The following is a 17,696-nucleotide window of genomic DNA, read 5'->3' as shown; positions in this document are numbered from 1 at the left end:
AACGCGGGGCCCTGGCGGTGACAGCCGGAAATCAGGCCAGTTGGGCGACGGCGCGCTGGGTCAGCACGCTGATCAGGTTGGCGCGGTAGGCCGCGCTGGCGTGCAGGTCGCCGCTGCAGTCGTCGGCGCTGACCTTGACGCCGGCGGCCGACTGCGGCGTAAAGCTGGCGTTCAGCGCCGCTTCCAGACCGGCATGGCGGAACACGCCGTTGCCGGCGCCGGTCACGGCCACGCGCACGCCGCCGTCGGTCTGCGCCACGAACACACCGATCAGCGCAAAGCGCGAGGCCGGCTGGTTGAACTTCAGGTAGGCCGCCTTCTTCGGGATCGGGAAGCTGATCGTGGTGATCAGCTCGCCGTCTTCCAGCGCGGTGCTGAACATGCCCTGGAAGAAGTCGTCGGCGGCGATCTTGCGCTTCGTGGTGTGCACCGTGGCGCCCAGGCCGAGCACGGCGCTGGGGTAGCAGGCGGCGGGGTCGTTGTTGGCGACCGAACCACCCATGGTGCCCATGGCGCGCACCTGCTTGTCGCCGATGTGGCCGGCCAGGTGGGTGAGGGCGGGAATGGCGGCAGCCACCTCCGCGCTGGTCGCCACGTCGATGTGGCGCGTCATGGCGCCGATGACGAGGGCGTTGCCTTCGCGGCGGATGCCGGCGAGTTCCTTCACTCCGCCGAGATCGACCAGGTTGCCCGGGTCGGACAGGCGCAGCTTCATCGAGGCCAGCAGGGTCTGACCACCGGCCAGGGGCTTGGCGCCGCCGGCGGCGGCCTTCTGGGCGTCGGCGAGGGACGCGGGTTTGTCGAGCGTGAATGCGTACATGGTGTCCTCCTCCCGGTCAGGCCTTGGCGGATTGAATGGCTTCCCACACGCGCCCCGGCGAGGCGGGCATGTCGAACTCGGTGACGCCCAGCGGTTTCAGGGCGTCCAGCACGGCGTTGATGACGGCCGGTGGCGAGCCGATGGCGCCGGCCTCGCCGCAGCCCTTGGTGCCCAGCGGGTTGTGGGTGCAGGGGGTGCAGATGGTGCCGATCTTGAACTCGGGGAAGTCGTCGGCGCGCGGCATGGCGTAGTCCATGAACGAGCCGGTCAGCAGCTGGCCGCTTTCCTTGTCGTAGACGCAGTTCTCCAGCAGTGCCTGGCCGATGCCCTGCACGATGCCGCCGTGCACCTGGCCCTCGACGATCATCGGGTTGATGATGGTGCCGAAGTCGTCGACGGCGGTGAACTTGTCGACGCGGGTCTTGCCGGTCGCGGGGTCCACCTCGACCTCGCAGATGTAGGTGCCGGCCGGGAAGGTGAAGTTGGTCGGGTCGTAGAACGCGGTCTCGTTCAGGCCCGGCTCCAGCTTGTCCAGCGGGTAGTTGTGCGGCACGTAGGCGGTCAGCGCGACCTGGCCGAAGGTGACCTTCTTGTCGGTGCCCTTGACGGTGAACTCGCCGTTGGCGAACTCCACGTCGGCGTCGCTGGCCTCCATCAGGTGGGCCGCGATCTTCTTGGCTTTGGTCTCGATCTTGTCGAGCGCCTTCATGATGGCCGCGCCACCGACCGAGATGGAGCGCGAACCGTAGGTGCCCATGCCGAAGGGCACGCGGCCGGTGTCGCCGTGCACCACGTCCACCGCGTCCACCGCGATGCCCAGACGGGCGGCCACGACCTGGGCGAAGGTGGTTTCATGGCCTTGTCCGTGGCTGTGGGAGCCGGTGAACACGGTCACGCTGCCGGTGGGGTGCACGCGCACCTCGCCGCACTCGAACAGGCCGGCCCGCGCACCGAGCGCGCCGGCGATGTTCGACGGCGCGATGCCGCAGGCCTCGATGTACGAGCTGTAGCCGATGCCGCGCAGCAGGCCCTTGGCCGCGCTGGCGGCCTTGCGCTGCTCGAAGCCGGCCACGTCGGCCATGTCTTCGGCCTTGGTCAGCGCGCCCAGGTAGTCGCCCACGTCGTACTGCAGGGCCACCGGCGTCTGGTAGGGCCAGCTGTTGATGAAGTTGCGTTTGCGGATCTCGGCCTGCGACAGGCCCAGGTCCCAGCCGCAGCGGCTGACCAGGCGCTCCAGCAGGTAGGTGGCCTCGGGGCGGCCGGCGCCGCGGTAGGCGTCGACCGGCGCGGTGTTGGTGAACCAGGCGTCCACCTCCACATAGATCTGCGGGCAGGTGTACTGGCCGGCCAGCAGGGTGGCGTAGAGGATGGTCGGCACCGCGGACGCGAAGGTCGAGAGGTAGGCGCCCATGTTCGCGTCGGTGTGCACCCGCATCGCCAGGAACTTGCCGTCCTTGTCCATCGCCATCTCGGCGTGGCTGATGTGGTCGCGGCCGTGCGCATCGGTCAGGAAGGACTCGCTGCGTTCGCAGGTCCACTTGATGCTGCGGTTGGTCTGCTTGGCGGCCCAGGTCAGGGCCACGTCTTCGGCGTACAGGAAGATCTTCGAGCCGAAGCCGCCGCCCACGTCGGGCGCGATCACGCGCACCTTGTGCTCGGGCAGGCCCAGCACGAAGGCGGTCATCAGCAGGCGCTCGACGTGCGGGTTCTGGTTGGCGACGTAGAGCGTGTATTCCTCGGTCGCGCGGTTGTAGCTGCCGATGGCCGCGCGCGGCTCCATGGCGTTGGGCACCAGGCGGTTGTTGGTCAGGTCGATCTTCGTCACGTGCGCAGCCTGCGCGAACGCCGCGTCCACCTGGCCCTTGTCACCGATGGCCCACTTGTAGCAGTGGTTGTCGGGCGCGGCGTCGTGCAGGGCGGGGCCCTTGCTGGCCTCGCGCATGTCGATCACGGCCGGCAGCACGTCGTAGTCCACCTCCACCGCCTCGGCGGCGTTCTTGGCCTGCTCCAGCGTGTCGGCGATCACCATGGCCACCTGATCGCCCACGTAGCGCGCCTTGCCGATGGCCAGGATTGGGTGCGGCGGCTCCTTCATCGGCGTGCCGTCGGTCGAGGTGATGAGCCAGCCGCAGGGCAGGCCGCCCATCTTGCCGTCGATGTCGGCGCCGGTGAACACGGCCACCACGCCCGGCATGGCCTTGGCGCGGCTGGTGTCGATGCCCTTGATGGCGGCGTGCGCGTGCGGGCTGCGCACGAAGACCGCGTAGGTCTGCGCGGCCTGCGTGATGTCGTCGGTGTACTGGCCGGCGCCGGTGAGGAAGCGGTAGTCCTCCTTGCGGCGGACGCCTTCGCCGATGTGCGGCAGCTTGCTGAAGTCGGATGCACCCATGTCGTGTCTCCTCAGGCCGAAGCCATGTCGGCCTTGCCCTTGAGCACGGCCTTGACGATGTTCTGGTAACCGGTGCAGCGGCACAGGTTGCCTTCGAGCAGCTCGCGGACTTCCGTCTCGTCGGCCTCGGGGTGGTGCTTGCAGAGGTCCACCGCGCTCATGACCATGCCCGGGGTGCAGAAGCCGCACTGCAGGCCGTGGCATTCCTTGAACGCCGCCTGCATCGGGTGCATGGCGCCGTCGGCGGCGGCCAGCCCTTCGATGGTGGTGATCTCCGAACCGCTGACCTGGGCGGCCAGCACGCTGCACGACTTGATGGCGCGGCCGTCCTTGATGACGGTGCAGGCGCCGCACTGCGAGGTGTCGCAGCCGATGTGGGTGCCGGTGAGCTTGAGGTGCTCCCGGAGCACCTGGACGAGAAGGGTATTGGGCGGAACGTCGACCGACCGGGCCTGGCCGTTGACCGTGAGCTGAACCTGCATCTGTGTCTCCTGATGGTTGGGGCCTCTTGGGGTCCTCAAACAGTGAAACATCGCAGCGCCGCGGCGATTTGAGTGTTAACCCTCAATTGCAAATTGCGGTCTGAAACATTCTCAAATTGAGACGCTTGAAAAGGCAATGAAATGCATTGATTTCAAAGGAAATTTGTGAAATCAGCTGCATTTCTAAGCTATGTATTCCGATTCCTATGTTGGGTGGTGTTATTTCGCCGGATGAACGTTGTTGATTCGGTAATTCCGTTTGAAATCAAGGCGTTGTGCAGGGCAGCATGTGGCAGTCTCAATCTGAGACTTTCTGATAGCGGCGCGGAGCTTTTCGGGTTAACCCTGACGAAGTGGCTGTGCTTCACGTCAACAATCGTATGAACACATGGTCATAGGTCTCCTGATGGGCCATGTGTGCCCCACCACCGGAGAAACTACATGCAGAAAACACTCCACATCAACGCCGACAAGTGCACCGGCTGCCTGCAGTGCGAAATGGCCTGCTCGTTCGAGAACTACGGCACCTACGCCACCTCGAAGTCGCGCATCAAGGTCTTCGACTTCCACCACACCGGCAAGAAGGTGCCCTACACCTGCACCCAGTGCGACGAGGCCTGGTGCCTGCACGCCTGCCCGGTGGAGGCCATCACGGTCGACAAGGTGACCGGCGCCAAGGTGGTGAACGAAACCACCTGCGTGGGCTGCAAGGTCTGCACCATCAGCTGCCCCTTCGGCACCATCAACTACGTGCAGGAAACCGGCAAGGTCCAGAAGTGCGACCTCTGCGGCGGCGAGCCGGCCTGTGCCGACGCCTGCCCGACCGGCGCCATCACGTTCATTGATGCCAACTGGTCTGGCATCGACAAGATGAAGCAGTGGGCCGACAAGCTGGGCAACCAGGCGGCCGCCTGATCCCCCAACACATACAAGGAGCATCAACATGTCTTGGGCTGGAAAAATCCTCCGCGTCAACCTGACCGCGGGCACCGTCACATCCGAACCGCTGAACATGGAGTGGGCCAAGGCCTACCTGGGTTCGCGCGGCCTCGCCACCAAATACCTCACCAGCGAAATCGACCCCAAGGTCGACCCGCTGTCGCCGGAGAACAAGATCATCTGGGCCACCGGCCCGCTGACCGGCACCATGGCCTCCACCGGCGGCCGCTACACCGTGGTCACCAAGGGCCCGCTGACCGGCGCCATCGCCTGCTCCAACTCGGGCGGCTACTGGGGTGCCGAACTCAAGATGGCCGGCTGGGACATGGTCATCTTCGAAGGCAAGTCGGCCAAGCCGGTCTACCTCTACATCAACGACGACGTGGCCGAGCTGCGCGACGCGGGCCACCTCTGGGGCCAGAGCGTCTGGAAGACCGAAGAGATGCTCAAGACCAGCCTGCAGGACCCGCTGCTGCGCGTCTCCAGCATCGGCAAGTCCGGTGAAGTGGGCGTGCTGTACGCGGCCGTGGTGAACGACCTGCACCGTGCGGCCGGCCGCTCGGGCGTGGGCACCGTCATGGGCAGCAAGAACCTCAAGGCGATTGCCGTGCGCGGCACCAAGGGCGTGGGCAATGTGCGCGACCCCAAGGCCTTCATGGCCGCCGCCAAGGCCGCCAAGAAGGTGCTGGCCGACAACGCCGTCACCGGCCAGGGCCTGCCCACCTATGGCACCCAGGTGCTGATGAACGTGATCAACGAAATCGGCGGCTTGCCCACGCGCAACCACCGCGACGTGCAGTTCGAGGGCGCCAAGGACATCTCGGCCGAAGCCATGGCCACGCCGCGCGCGACCGACGGCAAGAAGCACCTGGTGACCAACCAGGCCTGCTTTGGCTGCACCATCGCCTGCGGCCGCATCTCCAAGATCGACGAGAGCCACTTCTCGGTGGCCAACAAGCCCGAGTACTGGGGTGCGTCGGGTGGTCTGGAATACGAAGCCGCCTGGGCCCTGGGCGCCGCCAACGGCGTGAACGACCTCGAAGCGCTGCAGTTCGCCAACCTGATCTGCAACGAAGAGGGCATGGACCCGATCAGCTTCGGCGCCACCATCGGCGCCGTGATGGAGCTGTACGAAATGGGCGTGCTCACCAAGGAGCAGATCGGCATCGAAGCGCCGTTCGGCTCGGCCAAGGCGCTGTGCGAACTGGCTGTGATGACCGCCAAGGGCGAAGGCTTTGGCAAGGAGATCGGCCTGGGCTCCAAGCGCCTGACCGCCAAGTACGGCCACCCCGACCTGTCCATGAGCGTCAAGGGCCAGGAATTCCCGGCCTACGACGGTCGTGTGATCCAGGGCATCGGCCTGGCCTATGCCACGTCCAACCGCGGCGCCTGCCACCTGCGCGGCTACACCATCGCGTCCGAAGTGCTGGGCATCCCGGTCAAGACCGAGCCGTCCGAGAGCGCGGGCAAGCCCGAGCTGGTCAAGGCCTTCCAGGATGCGACCGCGGCCTTCGACTCCGCCGGCATCTGCATCTTCACCAGCTTCGCCTGGACCCTGGCCGACGTGGCACCCCAGGTGCAGGCCGCCTGCGGAGAGGAGTTCACGATGGAACACCTCAACCACATCGGCGAGCGCATCTGGAACATGGAGCGCGAGTTCAACAACGCCGCCGGCTTCACCAAGGCCGACGACAACCTGCCCAAGCGCCTGATGACCGAAGCCGCCAAGACCGGCCCGGGCAAGGGCACGGTCAGCAAGCTCGGCGAGATGCTGCCCAAGTACTACGAAGTGCGCGGCTGGGACACCGAAGGCCGTCCGACGGCAGACACCAAGGCGCGCCTGGGTCTCTGATCCTGCGCATCGGGGACTGATGCACCGAAGAAGCGGTCCCCGTGACCGCTTCTTTTTTTGGAGTTTGGAGAACAGAACATGACCCACCACGTCATCCTCGGCGCCGGCCCGGCCGGCGTCATCGCGGCCGAAACCATCCGCAAGCACGCACCCAAGGACCAGATCACCGTCATCGGTGACGAGAACGAAGCGCCGTATTCGCGCATGGCCATTCCCTACCTGCTGATCGGCAAGGTCGGCGAGGAGGGCACACACCTGCGCCACACGGCGGGCCACTTCGAGAAGCTGGGCATCACCGTGCGGCGCGGGGTGCGCGCCAAGGTGCTGGATTCGGCCAAGCGGACCATCGAACTGAGCGACGGCAACACCATCGCGTTCGACAAGCTGCTGATCGCCACCGGTTCCTCGCCTGCGACCCCGCCGATCCCCGGCATCAACGGCCCCGGCGTGCACAGCTGCTGGACGCTGGCCGACGCACGCGCCATCGCCAACCTCGCCCAGCCCGGCGCCAAGGTGCTGCAGATGGGCGCGGGCTTCATCGGCTGCATCATCATGGAAGCGCTGCAGCAACGCGGCGTGGAACTCTCCGTCGTGGAGATGGGCGACCGCATGGTGCCGCGCATGATGGGGCCGACGGCCGGCGGCATGATCAAGGACTGGTGCGAGACCAAGGGTGTGAAGGTCTACACCGGCGCCCGGGTCGAGGCCATCGAACGCGGCACCGGCGCTGAAAAGGGCCTGCTGGGCAAGATCGCCGAAGTGGTCGGCATCGGCCAGAGCGCCATGCCCAGTGGCCGGATGACGGTGCGCCTGTCCACTGGTCAGCAGCTTGACGCGGACCTGGTCATCAGCGCCACCGGCGTCAAGCCCAACATCGGTTTCCTGGAAAATTCCGGCGTGCGCTGCCTGGTCGGCGTGCTGACCGACGAGCACCTGCAGACCAACGTGCCGGGCATCTACGCTGCGGGCGACTGCGCCGAGGCCTTCGACAAGGTCAGCGGCAAGACCATCGTCAGCGCCATCCAGCCCAACGCCGCCGAACAGGCGCGTGTGGCGGCGCTGAACATGGTCGGCCAGCAGGCCGAACTGATGGGCGTGACGCAGATCAACGTGCTCGACACCCTGGGCCTGATCTCCAGCAGCTTCGGCAACTGGGAAGGTCTGCCGGGCGGCCAGCACGTGGAGCTGACCGACAAGGCCAACCACAGGCACCTGAGCCTGCAGTTCAAGGGCGACCAGATGGTGGGCTGCAACAGCGTGGGCTGGACCGAGCACGTGGGCGTGATGCGTGGCCTGGTCGAGGGGCAGGTGAAGCTGGGCGAGTGGAAAGACCGGCTGATCGCCGACCCCACGAAGCTGATGGACGCTTACCTGTCCGCCGCGCAGGGCCAAGGCCACTGGAGTGGTGCAGCCGATGACCGGCGCAGGGCATGATCCTGGCATGAAGATCACCTTCAAGCTCTTTGCCACGCTCACCGACCACCTGCCGCCCGAGGCCCGGCGCAGCAACCAGATCGAACTGGATGTGGCGCCCGATGCGCCGATCAGCCAGATCATCGAACCCTTCGGCCTGCCGCCGAAGCTGGTGCACCTGGTGCTGGTCAACGGCAAGTACGTCGCTCCCGAGCAGCGCCTGAGCGCGACGCTGAGCGAGGGCGACGTGCTTGCCATCTGGCCGCCGATCGCCGGCGGCTGAGCGCCGCTGCGGACCAGTCCCCATGCAATCGGATTACCCCGAACGGTTCGAGCGCGACGTCGGCTGCAGCGAGGCCGAGTGGCTGGGCTGGATGCCGCGGGCGCTCGGGGCCCATGCCTGGCGGCGCGAGGGGGCGCGCATCACCGTGGACATTCCCCCGGGCGCGCTGGACATCGCCTGGGAGCCCCTGCCCGAGCGCCGCATCGCGCTGCTGCGCATGCAGCGCTTGAAGGTGGTGTTCGCCTTCCGCGGGCTGGATGCGGACCAGCGGCGGACGTTCATGAAGCCCTTTGACCTGAGCCTTCAGCGCGGCGGCGGTTGAACTTTCGTGTCATCGTCAACGGGGCCCTGAACGCGGAGTCCTGCTTCGAGAGCCGCGCCAGCCGCCTGCTGGACAAGTCGCTGAGGGCGGAAGAGAAAACCGGCCTGCTCCCTCCCCATATGCCGGCCGAGAAACGCAAGGCCTGCGAGACCCTGGCCCGCCATCGACCGCAGCAACGTCCGCTACTGAGTCCCGCGCGGAGGGGGCGGTCCTGCTAGGCTGCAGGGCCATGAACCTGCTCACCTCCATGCGCTACCTGGTGGCGCTGCACGACCACCGCCACTTCGACCGCGCGGCCAAGGCCTGCCACATCACCCAGCCGGCGCTGTCGAATGCGCTGCGCGCCCTGGAGCGGGAGCTGGGCACGCCCATCGTGCGCCGCGGCCGCACCTACTCGGGCCTGACGCCCGAAGGCGAACAGGTGCTGGCGTCCGCGCGCCGCATGCTGCGCGAACACGAAGCCCTGCAGCAGTCCCTGGCCAGCCAGCAGGACCAGCCCGTGGGCAGCCTGCGGCTGGGGGTGGTGCCGTCGGCCGTGCCGGTGGCCACGCGTTTCTGCGCACTGCTGCAATCGCGTCACCCCGGCATCGCGCCGGTGCTGCTGTCCCTGCCGTCGGGCGAGATCGAATCGGGCCTGAAGGCCCTGACGCTCGACCTGGGCCTGGGCTTTCTGGAGCGCGTCAGCGCCCGCGGCAGTGGCTTCCAGGTGTTTCCGCAATACCAGGAGCGCCTCTACCTCGTGACCCAAGCGCCCCGTGCGGTGCGCGCCAAGTCACCGCCGCCCAGCCGCATCGGCGAGCCGCTGGCCTGGGCCGACACGGTTGGATTTGATCTTTGCCTGCTCACGCCCGACATGCACAACCGCAGCATCGTCGATGCCGCGTTCGCCCGCGCGGGTGTAGCGGTGAAGCCGGTGATGGAGACCAACTCCGTGCTCTCGCTGGCGCTTGCAGTGCGCACCGGCCCGCTGGCGAGCGTGATGCCTGGCGCCCTGGTCTCCAGCCTGCGCGAACAGCCGGGTCTGCTGTTCCGGCCCCTGGTGAAACCCGAGGTGCAGACCCCGGTCGGCTTCCTGGTGCGCCGCGAGGTGGCGCTCACGCGCACGCAGGAGGCCGCGCTGGCGCTGGCCCGCGATGCGGACTGGCGCGCCGAGCTGGCCGCCACCAGCGGTTCATTCAAGACTTGAATGAACCCATGTCCCAAACCAATTTGACGGCACGCTGCGCAACCGACACAGTGCGGCGATGAGTTCGTCCGCCATTCGCACCATCCCGATCGTCCCTTCGCGCGGCCCCGCCGCCGAGGTCCGTCCGCACGACGCACGTCCGCAGAAGCGGGCCCGCGACCGGCTCAAGGGTCGCCAGGCCACGCCCGAGGCCCTGCAGGCGCTGCGCGCCCTGATCGGCGAGCGGCCCGAAGAGGGCCACCGCCGCGACCTGCTGATCGAACACCTGCACAGCATCAACGACGCGCACCACGGCCTGCCCGAGGCCCTGCTGGTGGCGCTGGCGCAGGAGATGAACCTGCCGGTGGCCGAGGTCTACGAGGTGGCGAGCTTCTACCACCACTTCGAGGTCCTGCGCGACGGGCAGATCGGGCCGGCGGTCACGGTGCGGGTCTGCGACTCGCTCAGCTGCAGCCTGGCCGGCGGCGGTGAGCTGCTGCAGCGCCTGCGCGTCCGGCTGGGCGAGGGCGTGCGTGTGCAGGCGGCGCCCTGCCTGGGGCGCTGCGCCCAGGCGCCCGTGGCCCAGGTGGCGCAGGCGGCGGTGCCGCACGCCAACGAGTCCAGGGTCGAGGCGCTCGCGCAGCGGGCGCTGGCGGGTGAAATCCTGCCGCGCGAACGCGTGCCCGAGTTTGTCGATCTGGCGGCCTACCGCGCCGGCGGCGGCTACCGGCTGGCGACGGCGGTCGCGCAGGGCGCGCACGACCCCGAGGTCCTGATCCAGACGCTGGAGCACGCCGGCCTGCGCGGCCTGGGCGGAGCCGGTTTCCCGGCCGGCCGCAAGTGGCGCATCGTGCGCGGCTTCGCGGCGCCGCGCCTGATGGCGGTGAACATCGACGAGGGCGAACCCGGCACCTTCAAGGACCGCCACTACCTCGAACGCGATCCGCACCGTTTCCTGGAAGGCGTGCTGATTGCTGCGGCGGTGGTCGGCATCGACAAGGTCTACATCTACCTGCGCGACGAGTACCACGACTGCCGCGCGCTGCTGCAGGAACAGCTCGCCGCGCTGCAGGCCGACCCGCCGTACCCGCTGCCCACCATCGAGCTGCGGCGCGGCGCGGGCGCCTACATCTGCGGCGAGGAGTCCGCGATGATCGAGAGCATCGAAGGCAAGCGCGGCGAACCGCGCCTGCGCCCGCCCTACATCGCCGAGGTCGGCCTGTTCGGCCGGCCCACGCTGGAGCACAACTTCGAGACGCTGTACTGGGTGCGCGAGATCGTCGAGCGCGGTGCCGACTGGTTCGCCTCGCACGGCCGCCACGGCCGCAAGGGCCTGCGCAGCTTCAGCGTCAGCGGCCGGGTGCGCGAGCCCGGCGTCAAGCTGGCGCCCGCGGGCATCACGCTGCGCGAACTGATCGACGAATTCTGCGGCGGCATGGCCGAGGGCCACACGCTCCACGCCTACCTGCCCGGCGGCGCCAGCGGCGGCATCCTGCCGGCCAGCATGGCCGACATCCCGTTGGATTTCGACACCCTGCAGCCGCACGGCTGCTTCATCGGCTCGGCGGCGGTGATGGTGCTCGGCCAGCACGACAGCGTGCGGGAGGCCGCGCTCAACGTGATGCGCTTCTTCAAGGACGAGAGCTGCGGCCAGTGCACGCCCTGCCGCGTCGGCACCGACAAGGCCGCGCGCCTGATGGCGTCCGACACCTGGGACCAGGACACGCTGCGCGACCTCGCCGACGTGATGGGCGACGCCTCGATCTGTGGCCTGGGCCAGGCCGCTCCCAACCCGATCCGCTCGGTGTTGAAGCACTTTGCGCACGAGGTCGGAGGTGCAGCATGAACCGCCCGCTGAGCCCCGAGCAGCTGATGCCGGTGAAGCTGAATTTCGAGCTCGATGGCCGTGAGGTCGAGGCGTTTGAAGGCGAATCGATCTTCGACGCCGCGAAGCGCCACGGCACCGAGCTGCCGCACCTGTGCCACAGCGACCCGCTGCGGCCCGACGGCAACTGCCGCGCCTGCGTAGTCGAGGTGGCGGGCGAGCGTGCGCTGGCCGCCAGCTGCTGCCGCAGCGTGACGCCGGGCCTGAAGGTGCTGACCGACAGCCTGCGCGCGAAGAAGTCGCGCCAGATGGTGCTGGAGCTGCTGCTGTCCGACATGCCCGACCAGGGCCACCAGTGGCTCGACGCCGATGGCCGACAGCCGCACGGCGAGCTGAGCGACTGGGCGCAGCGCGAAGACGTGTCGGTGCGGCCCGCGCTGCAGGCCCTGCGGCGCGAACAACCTGCGCCCGACCTCTCGCACCCCGCGATGGCGGTGAACCTCGACGCCTGCATCCAGTGCCGGCGCTGCGTGCGCGCCTGCCGCGAGGAGCAGGTCAACGGCGTGATCGGCTTCGCCGGCCGTGGCGGCCACGCCGAGATCGTGTTCGACCTGGGCGACGCCATGGGCGCGAGCAGCTGTGTGGCCTGTGGCGAGTGCGTGCAGGCCTGCCCGACCGGCGCGCTGTCGCCCAAGAGCCTGGTGGGTTCGCAGGCGGTGGACCGCTCGGTGGACTCGGTGTGCCCGTTCTGTGGTGTGGGCTGCCAGCTCAGCTACAAGGTGCGCGACGGCCAGATCGTGGCGGTCGAGGGCCGCGACGGCCCGGCCAACCACGGCCGCCTGTGCGTCAAGGGCCGCTTCGGTTTCGACTACGTGCACCACGCCGGCCGTCTCACGGTGCCGCTGGTCCGCCGCGAGGGCGTGCCCAAACACGGCGACGCGATCCCCGCGCGCGACGCCGACTGGCGCGACACCTTCCGGGAAGCCACCTGGGACGAAGCCCTGGAACTGGCTGCCGGAAAACTCAAGGCGCTGCGCGACACGCACGGTCCGAAGAGTCTGGCCGGCTTCGGCTCCGCCAAGGGCACGAACGAAGAGGCCTACCTGTTCCAGAAGCTGGTGCGCACCGGCTTCGGTTCCAACAACGTCGACCACTGCACCCGCCTGTGCCACGCCTCCAGCGTCGCGGCGCTGCTCGAAGGCGTGGGCTCGGGCGCGGTGAGCAACCCGGTCAACGACGTGGCGCACGCCGAGCTGATCCTGGTGATCGGCTCCAACCCCACGGTCAACCACCCGGTGGCCGCGACCTGGATGAAGAACGCGGCGCAGAACGGCACGCGCATCGTGCTGGCCGACCCGCGCATCACCGACATCGGCCAGCACGCCTGGCGCACGCTGCCGTTCCGGCCCGACACCGACGTGGCCCTGCTCAACGCGATGATCCACACCGTGATCGACGAGGGCCTGGTGAACCAGGACTTCGTCGCGCAGCGCACCACGCACTACGAGGAGCTGGCGCAGAGCGTGGCGCGCTTCAGCCCCGAGGCGATGGCGCCGGTCTGCGGCATTCCCGCGCAGACGATCCGCGAGGTGGCGCGCGCGTTCGCGACCGCGAAGGCCGCGATGATCCTCTGGGGCATGGGCGTGAGCCAACACGTGCACGGCACCGACAACGTGCGCTGCCTGATCGCGCTGTGCGCCATCACCGGCCAGATCGGCAAACCGGGCAGCGGCCTGCACCCGCTGCGCGGCCAGAACAACGTGCAGGGCGCGAGCGACGCCGGCCTGATCCCGATGATGTTCCCCAACTACCAGCGGGTCGACAACGCGGCGGCCCACGCCTGGTTCGAGGACTTCTGGGGCACGCCGCTGGACCGCGCGCCGGGGTACACCGTGGTCGAGCTGATGGACAAGGCGCTGGCCGACGACAGCGACCCGCACAAGCTGCGCGGTCTCTACATCATGGGCGAGAACCCGGCCATGAGCGACCCCAACCTGAACCACACGCGCCACGCGCTGGCCTCGCTGGAACATCTGGTGGTGCAGGACATCTTCATGACCGAAACCGCCTGGCTGGCCGACGTGATCCTGCCCGCCAGCGCCTGGCCCGAGAAGACCGGCACCGTCAGCAACACCGACCGCATGGTGCAGCTGGGCCGGCAGGCGATCGACCCGCCGGGCGATGCGCGCGCCGACCTCTGGATCATCCAGCAGATGGCGCAGCGCATGGGTCTGTCGTGGCGCTACGAGGGCGAGCACCACGGCGTGGCCGCCGTCTACGACGAGATGCGCCAGGCCATGCACGCGGCCATCGGCGGCATCCGCTGGGAGCGGCTGGAGCGCGAGGGCAGTGTGACCTACCCCTGCCTCACCGACGACGACCCGGGCCACCCCATCGTCTTCATCGACCGCTTCCCGACCCAGGACGGCCGGCTGCGGCTGGTGCCGACCGAACTGGTGCCGGCGGACGAGACACCCGATGCGGACTACCCCATGGTGCTGATCACCGGCCGCCAGCTCGAACACTGGCACACCGGCAGCATGACGCGCCGCGCGACCGTGCTCGACGCATTGGAGCCCGAGGCCACGGCCAGCCTGGCCGCGGCCGACCTGGCGTGGCTGGGCGTGAGGCCGGGCGAGCGCATCACCGTGCGCTCGCGCCGGGGCGAGGTGACGCTGCGCGCGCGGCAGGACGATGGCACCGCCGCCGGCTGCGTGTTCATTCCGTTCGCCTACTCGGAGGCGGCGGCCAACCTGCTGACCAACGCGGCGCTGGACCCCTTCGGCAAGATCCCGGAGTTCAAGTACTGCGCGGTGTCGGTGCAGAAGGCGGGGTGATGCTTCATACCCCGGGGAGAATGGCTAAGATGAAGCCACTTGTCCCACTCCATCGGAAAACGCCATGAGCGACAACGCCAGTGTCACCATCACCCGCCAGTCCGGCTACCAGTTCCTGGTCGACTTCGGCGAGACCCTCCCGCAACTGCTGGCCGACGAGCCCGCGCCGCTGGGGCAGGGTGCCGGGCCCGCACCCGACCACATGCTGCTGGCCGCGGTGGCCAACTGCCTCAGCGCCAGCCTGCTGTTCTCGCTGCAGAAGTTCAAGCAGGACCCGGGCGCGCTGATCGCCACCGCCACACCGGAGATGGGTCGCAACGAGAACAAGCGCCTGCGCATCCAGCGCATCCATGTGCAGCTGGAGCTGGGCAAGACCGCCGCCGAACTGGAGCACCTGGACCGCGTGCTCGCTCAGTTCGAGGAGTTCTGCACCGTATCCATGAGCGTGCGCCAGGGCATCGCCATCGACCTGCAGGTGCGCGACGGCGCGGGCGCCGTGCTCAAGGGTTGATCAGCCGACGATGCGCGGCAGGTGCGCTGCATCAAATAGTCGGTCGCCGTCCGCCTGGACAATCGGGGTAGAGTGATGCCTCAGGCTACCCCGGCCTGTATCCGATCGAGACGGTGAACCGATGCGACTGACCCAGTGGACCGATTACAGCCTGCGTGTGCTGATGTACTGCGCGGCCTGCGAAGGCCGTGCCCAGCCGCCCACCGTCAGCGAGATTGCCGAGGCGCACGGCATCTCTCGCAGCCACCTGACCAAGATCGTGATGATCCTCGCCGGCCATGGCTGGCTCGCCACGACCCGGGGGCGTGGGGGCGGCCTACGGCTGATGGCCGACCCGCGCCGGCTGACTCTGGGGCAGGTGATCAGGGAGACCGAGCCCGACCTGAACCTGGTCGAGTGTTTCGATGTCCAGCACAACACCTGCCGCCTGAACGGCTACTGCCGGCTCAAGGGTGCGCTGGGTCAGGCCATGCAGGCTTTTCTGGTGGCGCTCGATGGCGTGACGCTGTCCGACCTGCTGGCGCCCACGGCCCGGTCGGCCGCGGTGGCGGGGCAGTTGCCGCACCTGATCCCGATCCAGATGGCGGCGCTGCAGCGCCCGGCAGCCAAAGCGGCGCCCGCCCCGAAGAAGCCGGTCCGCCCGGCGACCGCCCGCAAGACGGCCAAGCCGCCCCCCGCCAAGGGTTGAAGCCCCGAAGGGGCGGGGCGCTCAGGCGGCCTGCAGCCGCTGCGCCATGCGGCCGCGGGTGTGCACCTCGCCCGCCGTGTCCACGAGCAGACTGTCGACCCCCGGCAGCGAGGCCATGAGGTCCAGGCCGCGCGCTGGGCCGCCGACCATGGCGGCCGCGCCGATGCCGTTGACGGCGGCCGTGTCGCGGGCCACCAGCACCACGCCACGCACCCCCTCGGTGGGCCAGCCGGTGCGCGGGTCCAGCACGTGGTGGTAGCGGCGGCCGGCCTGCCGGAAGCTGCGTTCGTAGTCGCCAGAAGACGCGACGCAGCCGTCGCGCAGCGTCACCACGCCCAGCAGCTTCTCGGGTGCGCGCGGATCGCGCAGGCCCACGCGCCAGTCCTGGCCGTGGAGCTGGCCACGCGTGAGCACGTCTCCGCCGCCGTTGATCATGGCGTGGCGGATGCCGTGGTGTTCCAGCACCTGCATGCCGGCCTGCAGCACGGGCAGCTTGGCCACGCCGCCCAGGTCGATGCGCATGCCGGGGCGGGCCAGCCGCACGCGGTCGCCCTCGATGCGCACATCGCGGTGGTTCACGAACCGGCGTTCTTCCAGCAGCTCCTGTGCCGAGGGGCGGCGGGGCTGCGCGGGGTCGAACGACCAGCCGTCGTAGGCACCGACGCTGATGTCGAAATCGCCGCGCGTGCGCTCGGACAGCGCGGCGGCCTGCCGCAACACGGCCAGCAGCTCGGGCGGTGCCTGCACCGATCCACGGCCTGCCTGCCGGTGCAGGGCCGAGACCAGGCTCTCGCTGCGGTAGCGGCTCATCAGGCGTTCCTGCCGCTGCATCTCGGCCCAGGCGGCCTCGATGGCGCTCGCGGCGTCCGGCGCGTCAGGAACCACCATGTCCACCCGCGTGCCCATCAGCACCCGGCTGTCGCGCCGGACCCCGGCCAGGGCCAGGCCCGGATGGAGGCTCCAGCCGGCCACGAGCAGGCCCAGGCCGGAGAGGAGGTGGCGTCGGTGCAGGTTCATGGCGTGGCCCGGTGATCGGTTACTGCGACAGCGCGACCATGTGGTCGACCGCGGCCTTGACCTCGTCATCGGTCAGGGATGCGCCACCGCCGCGCGCGGGCATCATGCCCTTGGCGCCGGTGAAGCCTTCCAGGGCGTGCTTGTACAGCGTGTCGTTGCCCTGGGCGATGCGCGGACCCCAGTCGGCCTTGTCGCCGGGCTTGGGGGCGCCGGCCACACCAGCGGCGTGGCACAGGGCGCAGGTGCTGCCATACACCTTCTTGCCGACCGCGTTTTCGGCCACCGGTGCAGGGGCCGGGGCTGCCTCAGGGGCGGCGGGAGCCGCTGCAGGAGCGGCCGGTGCGGTGCTGGCGGCAGGGGCTTCGGCGGGCTTGTCGCCGCAGGCTGCCAGGGTCAGGGCGCAGCCGAGGGAGAGCAGGAGGTGTCGTGCGTTCATGGGAGCTTTCTTTGAAGAAGAGGAGACGAGCAGATTTTAATATGCATTCAATATGAATCTTAAAAACTTGACTTGACGGTGATCAAACCGCGGCGTCGTGGCCCTCGTGGGTCTGCGGGGCAAGCCGCTGCAGCTCGGCCGGCAGCGTGCGCCGCAACGCGTCGGCACCGACGGCGGTGCCGCCCTGGCGGGCGATGAAGGCCGCGGCCGCGGCCGCGCTGGCAAACGCGGGCAGGTTGCCCGAGCGCATGGGACCCAGGGTGCGCGAACCGTGCACGTACACCGCCTGTTGCGCGGGCACCCAGGCGCCGGTCTCCAGGTCGGTGGCGTACATCGCGAGGATGCGGCTGGCCTGCTGGCCCACGGTGTAGCGCGGCACGTTCTGCAGGTAGAGGAACAGGCTGAGCGGCGAGTCGAGGTACTGCACGTCGCCGTTGGAAAAGATCACCTGCGCCGCCCAGCGCGGCTGGCGGGCCGGGAACATGCCGCAGACCGGGCAGCGTGCGTGCTCGGGAATGGGGCGCGCGGCCGCCACCGGGAGCCCCGATGCCGGATCGAACGCGAAAGGCGGCGCGACCAGGCAGATGTCGTCCGGCGGCGCCGTGCCCGGTGCGGCACGGGACGCGCCGGGCGGCCACCAGCGCTGGGCCGCGCCGGTCAGCAGGACCGCGCCACCCGCCACCGCCAGTCCCAGGATGCTGCGTCGTTCGAGCATGC

The 17,696-nt window shown here is 68.9% G+C and carries 16 protein-coding genes; 10 read left to right on the top strand and 6 right to left on the bottom strand.

Features of this window, described 5'->3' with window-relative positions; genetic code table 11:
* Window positions 1-31: 31 nt before the first annotated feature.
* The 3 genes from BC358_RS07100 to BC358_RS07090 are packed head-to-tail and all read right to left on the bottom strand — an operon-like array spanning window position 32 to window position 3,691.
* Window positions 32-820: a xanthine dehydrogenase family protein subunit M gene (locus BC358_RS07100; RefSeq protein ID WP_079365268.1), complete on the bottom strand. Its 789-nt coding sequence runs from the start codon at window positions 818-820 to the stop codon at window positions 32-34.
* Between the two features lie 16 nt (window positions 821-836).
* On the bottom strand, window positions 837-3,209 hold the full coding sequence (locus BC358_RS07095) for a xanthine dehydrogenase family protein molybdopterin-binding subunit (RefSeq protein ID WP_079365267.1): 2,373 nt from the start codon (window positions 3,207-3,209) through the stop codon (window positions 837-839).
* An 11-nt stretch (window positions 3,210-3,220) separates the two neighbouring features.
* A complete protein-coding gene (locus BC358_RS07090) occupies window positions 3,221-3,691 on the bottom strand; it encodes a (2Fe-2S)-binding protein (RefSeq protein ID WP_079365266.1) in 471 nt (156 codons plus the stop codon).
* Between the two features lie 441 nt (window positions 3,692-4,132).
* Here BC358_RS07090 and BC358_RS07085 point away from each other — a divergent pair, with 441 nt between their 5' ends.
* The 10 genes from BC358_RS07085 to BC358_RS07040 all read left to right on the top strand — a co-directional run bounded on the left by BC358_RS07085 (window position 4,133) and on the right by BC358_RS07040 (window position 15,526).
* Window positions 4,133-4,606 carry a 4Fe-4S dicluster domain-containing protein gene (locus BC358_RS07085; protein ID WP_066155694.1) on the top strand — a complete coding sequence of 158 codons (474 nt, stop codon included), beginning with the start codon at window positions 4,133-4,135 and terminating at the stop codon, window positions 4,604-4,606.
* A gap of 28 nt (window positions 4,607-4,634) precedes the next feature.
* Window positions 4,635-6,482 carry an aldehyde ferredoxin oxidoreductase family protein gene (locus tag BC358_RS07080; protein ID WP_066155698.1) on the top strand — a complete coding sequence of 616 codons (1,848 nt, stop codon included), beginning with the start codon at window positions 4,635-4,637 and terminating at the stop codon, window positions 6,480-6,482.
* A 78-nt stretch (window positions 6,483-6,560) separates the two neighbouring features.
* Complete coding sequence (locus BC358_RS07075; protein ID WP_066155700.1) at window positions 6,561-7,916, top strand: NAD(P)/FAD-dependent oxidoreductase; 1,356 nt, start codon at window positions 6,561-6,563, stop codon at window positions 7,914-7,916.
* Window positions 7,917-7,923: 7 nt separating this feature from the next.
* Window positions 7,924-8,178, top strand: coding sequence for a MoaD/ThiS family protein (locus BC358_RS07070; protein ID WP_066155703.1), 255 nt, complete (start codon window positions 7,924-7,926; stop codon window positions 8,176-8,178).
* 22 nt (window positions 8,179-8,200) lie between these two features.
* On the top strand, window positions 8,201-8,500 hold the full coding sequence (locus tag BC358_RS07065) for a hypothetical protein (RefSeq protein ID WP_079365265.1): 300 nt from the start codon (window positions 8,201-8,203) through the stop codon (window positions 8,498-8,500).
* A gap of 229 nt (window positions 8,501-8,729) precedes the next feature.
* Window positions 8,730-9,686, top strand: a complete 957-nt coding sequence (locus tag BC358_RS07060) for a LysR substrate-binding domain-containing protein (protein ID WP_079365264.1) — start codon at window positions 8,730-8,732, stop codon at window positions 9,684-9,686.
* Window positions 9,687-9,744: 58 nt separating this feature from the next.
* Window positions 9,745-11,511: an NADH-ubiquinone oxidoreductase-F iron-sulfur binding region domain-containing protein gene (locus tag BC358_RS07055; protein WP_079365263.1), complete on the top strand. Its 1,767-nt coding sequence runs from the start codon at window positions 9,745-9,747 to the stop codon at window positions 11,509-11,511.
* Window positions 11,508-14,327 (top strand): formate dehydrogenase subunit alpha, encoded by a 2,820-nt coding sequence (gene fdhF / locus BC358_RS07050; RefSeq protein WP_079365262.1) that lies wholly within the window; start codon window positions 11,508-11,510, stop codon window positions 14,325-14,327. Before BC358_RS07055 ends, fdhF begins: the two co-directional genes overlap by 4 nt.
* A 64-nt stretch (window positions 14,328-14,391) precedes the next feature.
* A complete protein-coding gene (locus tag BC358_RS07045; protein WP_066155715.1) occupies window positions 14,392-14,838 on the top strand; it encodes an OsmC family protein in 447 nt (148 codons plus the stop codon).
* Window positions 14,839-14,959: 121 nt separating this feature from the next.
* On the top strand, window positions 14,960-15,526 hold the full coding sequence (locus tag BC358_RS07040; protein ID WP_079365261.1) for an Rrf2 family transcriptional regulator: 567 nt from the start codon (window positions 14,960-14,962) through the stop codon (window positions 15,524-15,526).
* Between the two features lie 21 nt (window positions 15,527-15,547).
* On the opposite strand, the gene BC358_RS07035 is transcribed toward BC358_RS07040, so the two are convergent.
* The 3 genes from BC358_RS07035 to BC358_RS07025 form a co-directional block, all read right to left on the bottom strand.
* On the bottom strand, window positions 15,548-16,543 hold the full coding sequence (locus BC358_RS07035; protein WP_143434213.1) for an FAD:protein FMN transferase: 996 nt from the start codon (window positions 16,541-16,543) through the stop codon (window positions 15,548-15,550).
* Between the two features lie 19 nt (window positions 16,544-16,562).
* Window positions 16,563-16,979: a cytochrome c5 family protein gene (locus BC358_RS07030; protein WP_066155725.1), complete on the bottom strand. Its 417-nt coding sequence runs from the start codon at window positions 16,977-16,979 to the stop codon at window positions 16,563-16,565.
* An 82-nt stretch (window positions 16,980-17,061) separates the two neighbouring features.
* Window positions 17,062-17,694, bottom strand: coding sequence for a nitrous oxide reductase accessory protein NosL (locus BC358_RS07025; RefSeq protein ID WP_079365259.1), 633 nt, complete (start codon window positions 17,692-17,694; stop codon window positions 17,062-17,064).
* Between the last annotated feature and the right edge of the window lie 2 nt (window positions 17,695-17,696).

The sequence above is a fragment of the Hydrogenophaga sp. H7 genome, from assembly GCF_002025745.1.
GTDB classification, from domain to species: domain Bacteria; phylum Pseudomonadota; class Gammaproteobacteria; order Burkholderiales; family Burkholderiaceae_C; genus Hydrogenophaga; species Hydrogenophaga pseudoflava.
This window is presented reverse-complemented; position numbering and strand designations above follow the sequence as displayed.

What these genes read in the sequence shown, in the direction of transcription:
- BC358_RS07100 (WP_079365268.1), bottom strand. Translation starts at nt 820, where the DNA reads ATGTACGCATTCACGCTCGACAAACCCGCGTCCCTCGCCGACGCCCAG.
- BC358_RS07095 (WP_079365267.1), bottom strand. Translation starts at nt 3,209, where the DNA reads ATGGGTGCATCCGACTTCAGCAAGCTGCCGCACATCGGCGAAGGCGTC.
- BC358_RS07090 (WP_079365266.1), bottom strand. Translation starts at nt 3,691, where the DNA reads ATGCAGGTTCAGCTCACGGTCAACGGCCAGGCCCGGTCGGTCGACGTT.
- BC358_RS07085 (WP_066155694.1), top strand. Translation starts at nt 4,133, where the DNA reads ATGCAGAAAACACTCCACATCAACGCCGACAAGTGCACCGGCTGCCTG.
- BC358_RS07080 (WP_066155698.1), top strand. Translation starts at nt 4,635, where the DNA reads ATGTCTTGGGCTGGAAAAATCCTCCGCGTCAACCTGACCGCGGGCACC.
- BC358_RS07075 (WP_066155700.1), top strand. Translation starts at nt 6,561, where the DNA reads ATGACCCACCACGTCATCCTCGGCGCCGGCCCGGCCGGCGTCATCGCG.
- BC358_RS07070 (WP_066155703.1), top strand. Translation starts at nt 7,924, where the DNA reads ATGAAGATCACCTTCAAGCTCTTTGCCACGCTCACCGACCACCTGCCG.
- BC358_RS07065 (WP_079365265.1), top strand. Translation starts at nt 8,201, where the DNA reads ATGCAATCGGATTACCCCGAACGGTTCGAGCGCGACGTCGGCTGCAGC.
- BC358_RS07060 (WP_079365264.1), top strand. Translation starts at nt 8,730, where the DNA reads ATGAACCTGCTCACCTCCATGCGCTACCTGGTGGCGCTGCACGACCAC.
- BC358_RS07055 (WP_079365263.1), top strand. Translation starts at nt 9,745, where the DNA reads ATGAGTTCGTCCGCCATTCGCACCATCCCGATCGTCCCTTCGCGCGGC.
- fdhF (WP_079365262.1), top strand. Translation starts at nt 11,508, where the DNA reads ATGAACCGCCCGCTGAGCCCCGAGCAGCTGATGCCGGTGAAGCTGAAT.
- BC358_RS07045 (WP_066155715.1), top strand. Translation starts at nt 14,392, where the DNA reads ATGAGCGACAACGCCAGTGTCACCATCACCCGCCAGTCCGGCTACCAG.
- BC358_RS07040 (WP_079365261.1), top strand. Translation starts at nt 14,960, where the DNA reads ATGCGACTGACCCAGTGGACCGATTACAGCCTGCGTGTGCTGATGTAC.
- BC358_RS07035 (WP_143434213.1), bottom strand. Translation starts at nt 16,543, where the DNA reads ATGAACCTGCACCGACGCCACCTCCTCTCCGGCCTGGGCCTGCTCGTG.
- BC358_RS07030 (WP_066155725.1), bottom strand. Translation starts at nt 16,979, where the DNA reads ATGAACGCACGACACCTCCTGCTCTCCCTCGGCTGCGCCCTGACCCTG.
- BC358_RS07025 (WP_079365259.1), bottom strand. Translation starts at nt 17,694, where the DNA reads ATGCTCGAACGACGCAGCATCCTGGGACTGGCGGTGGCGGGTGGCGCG.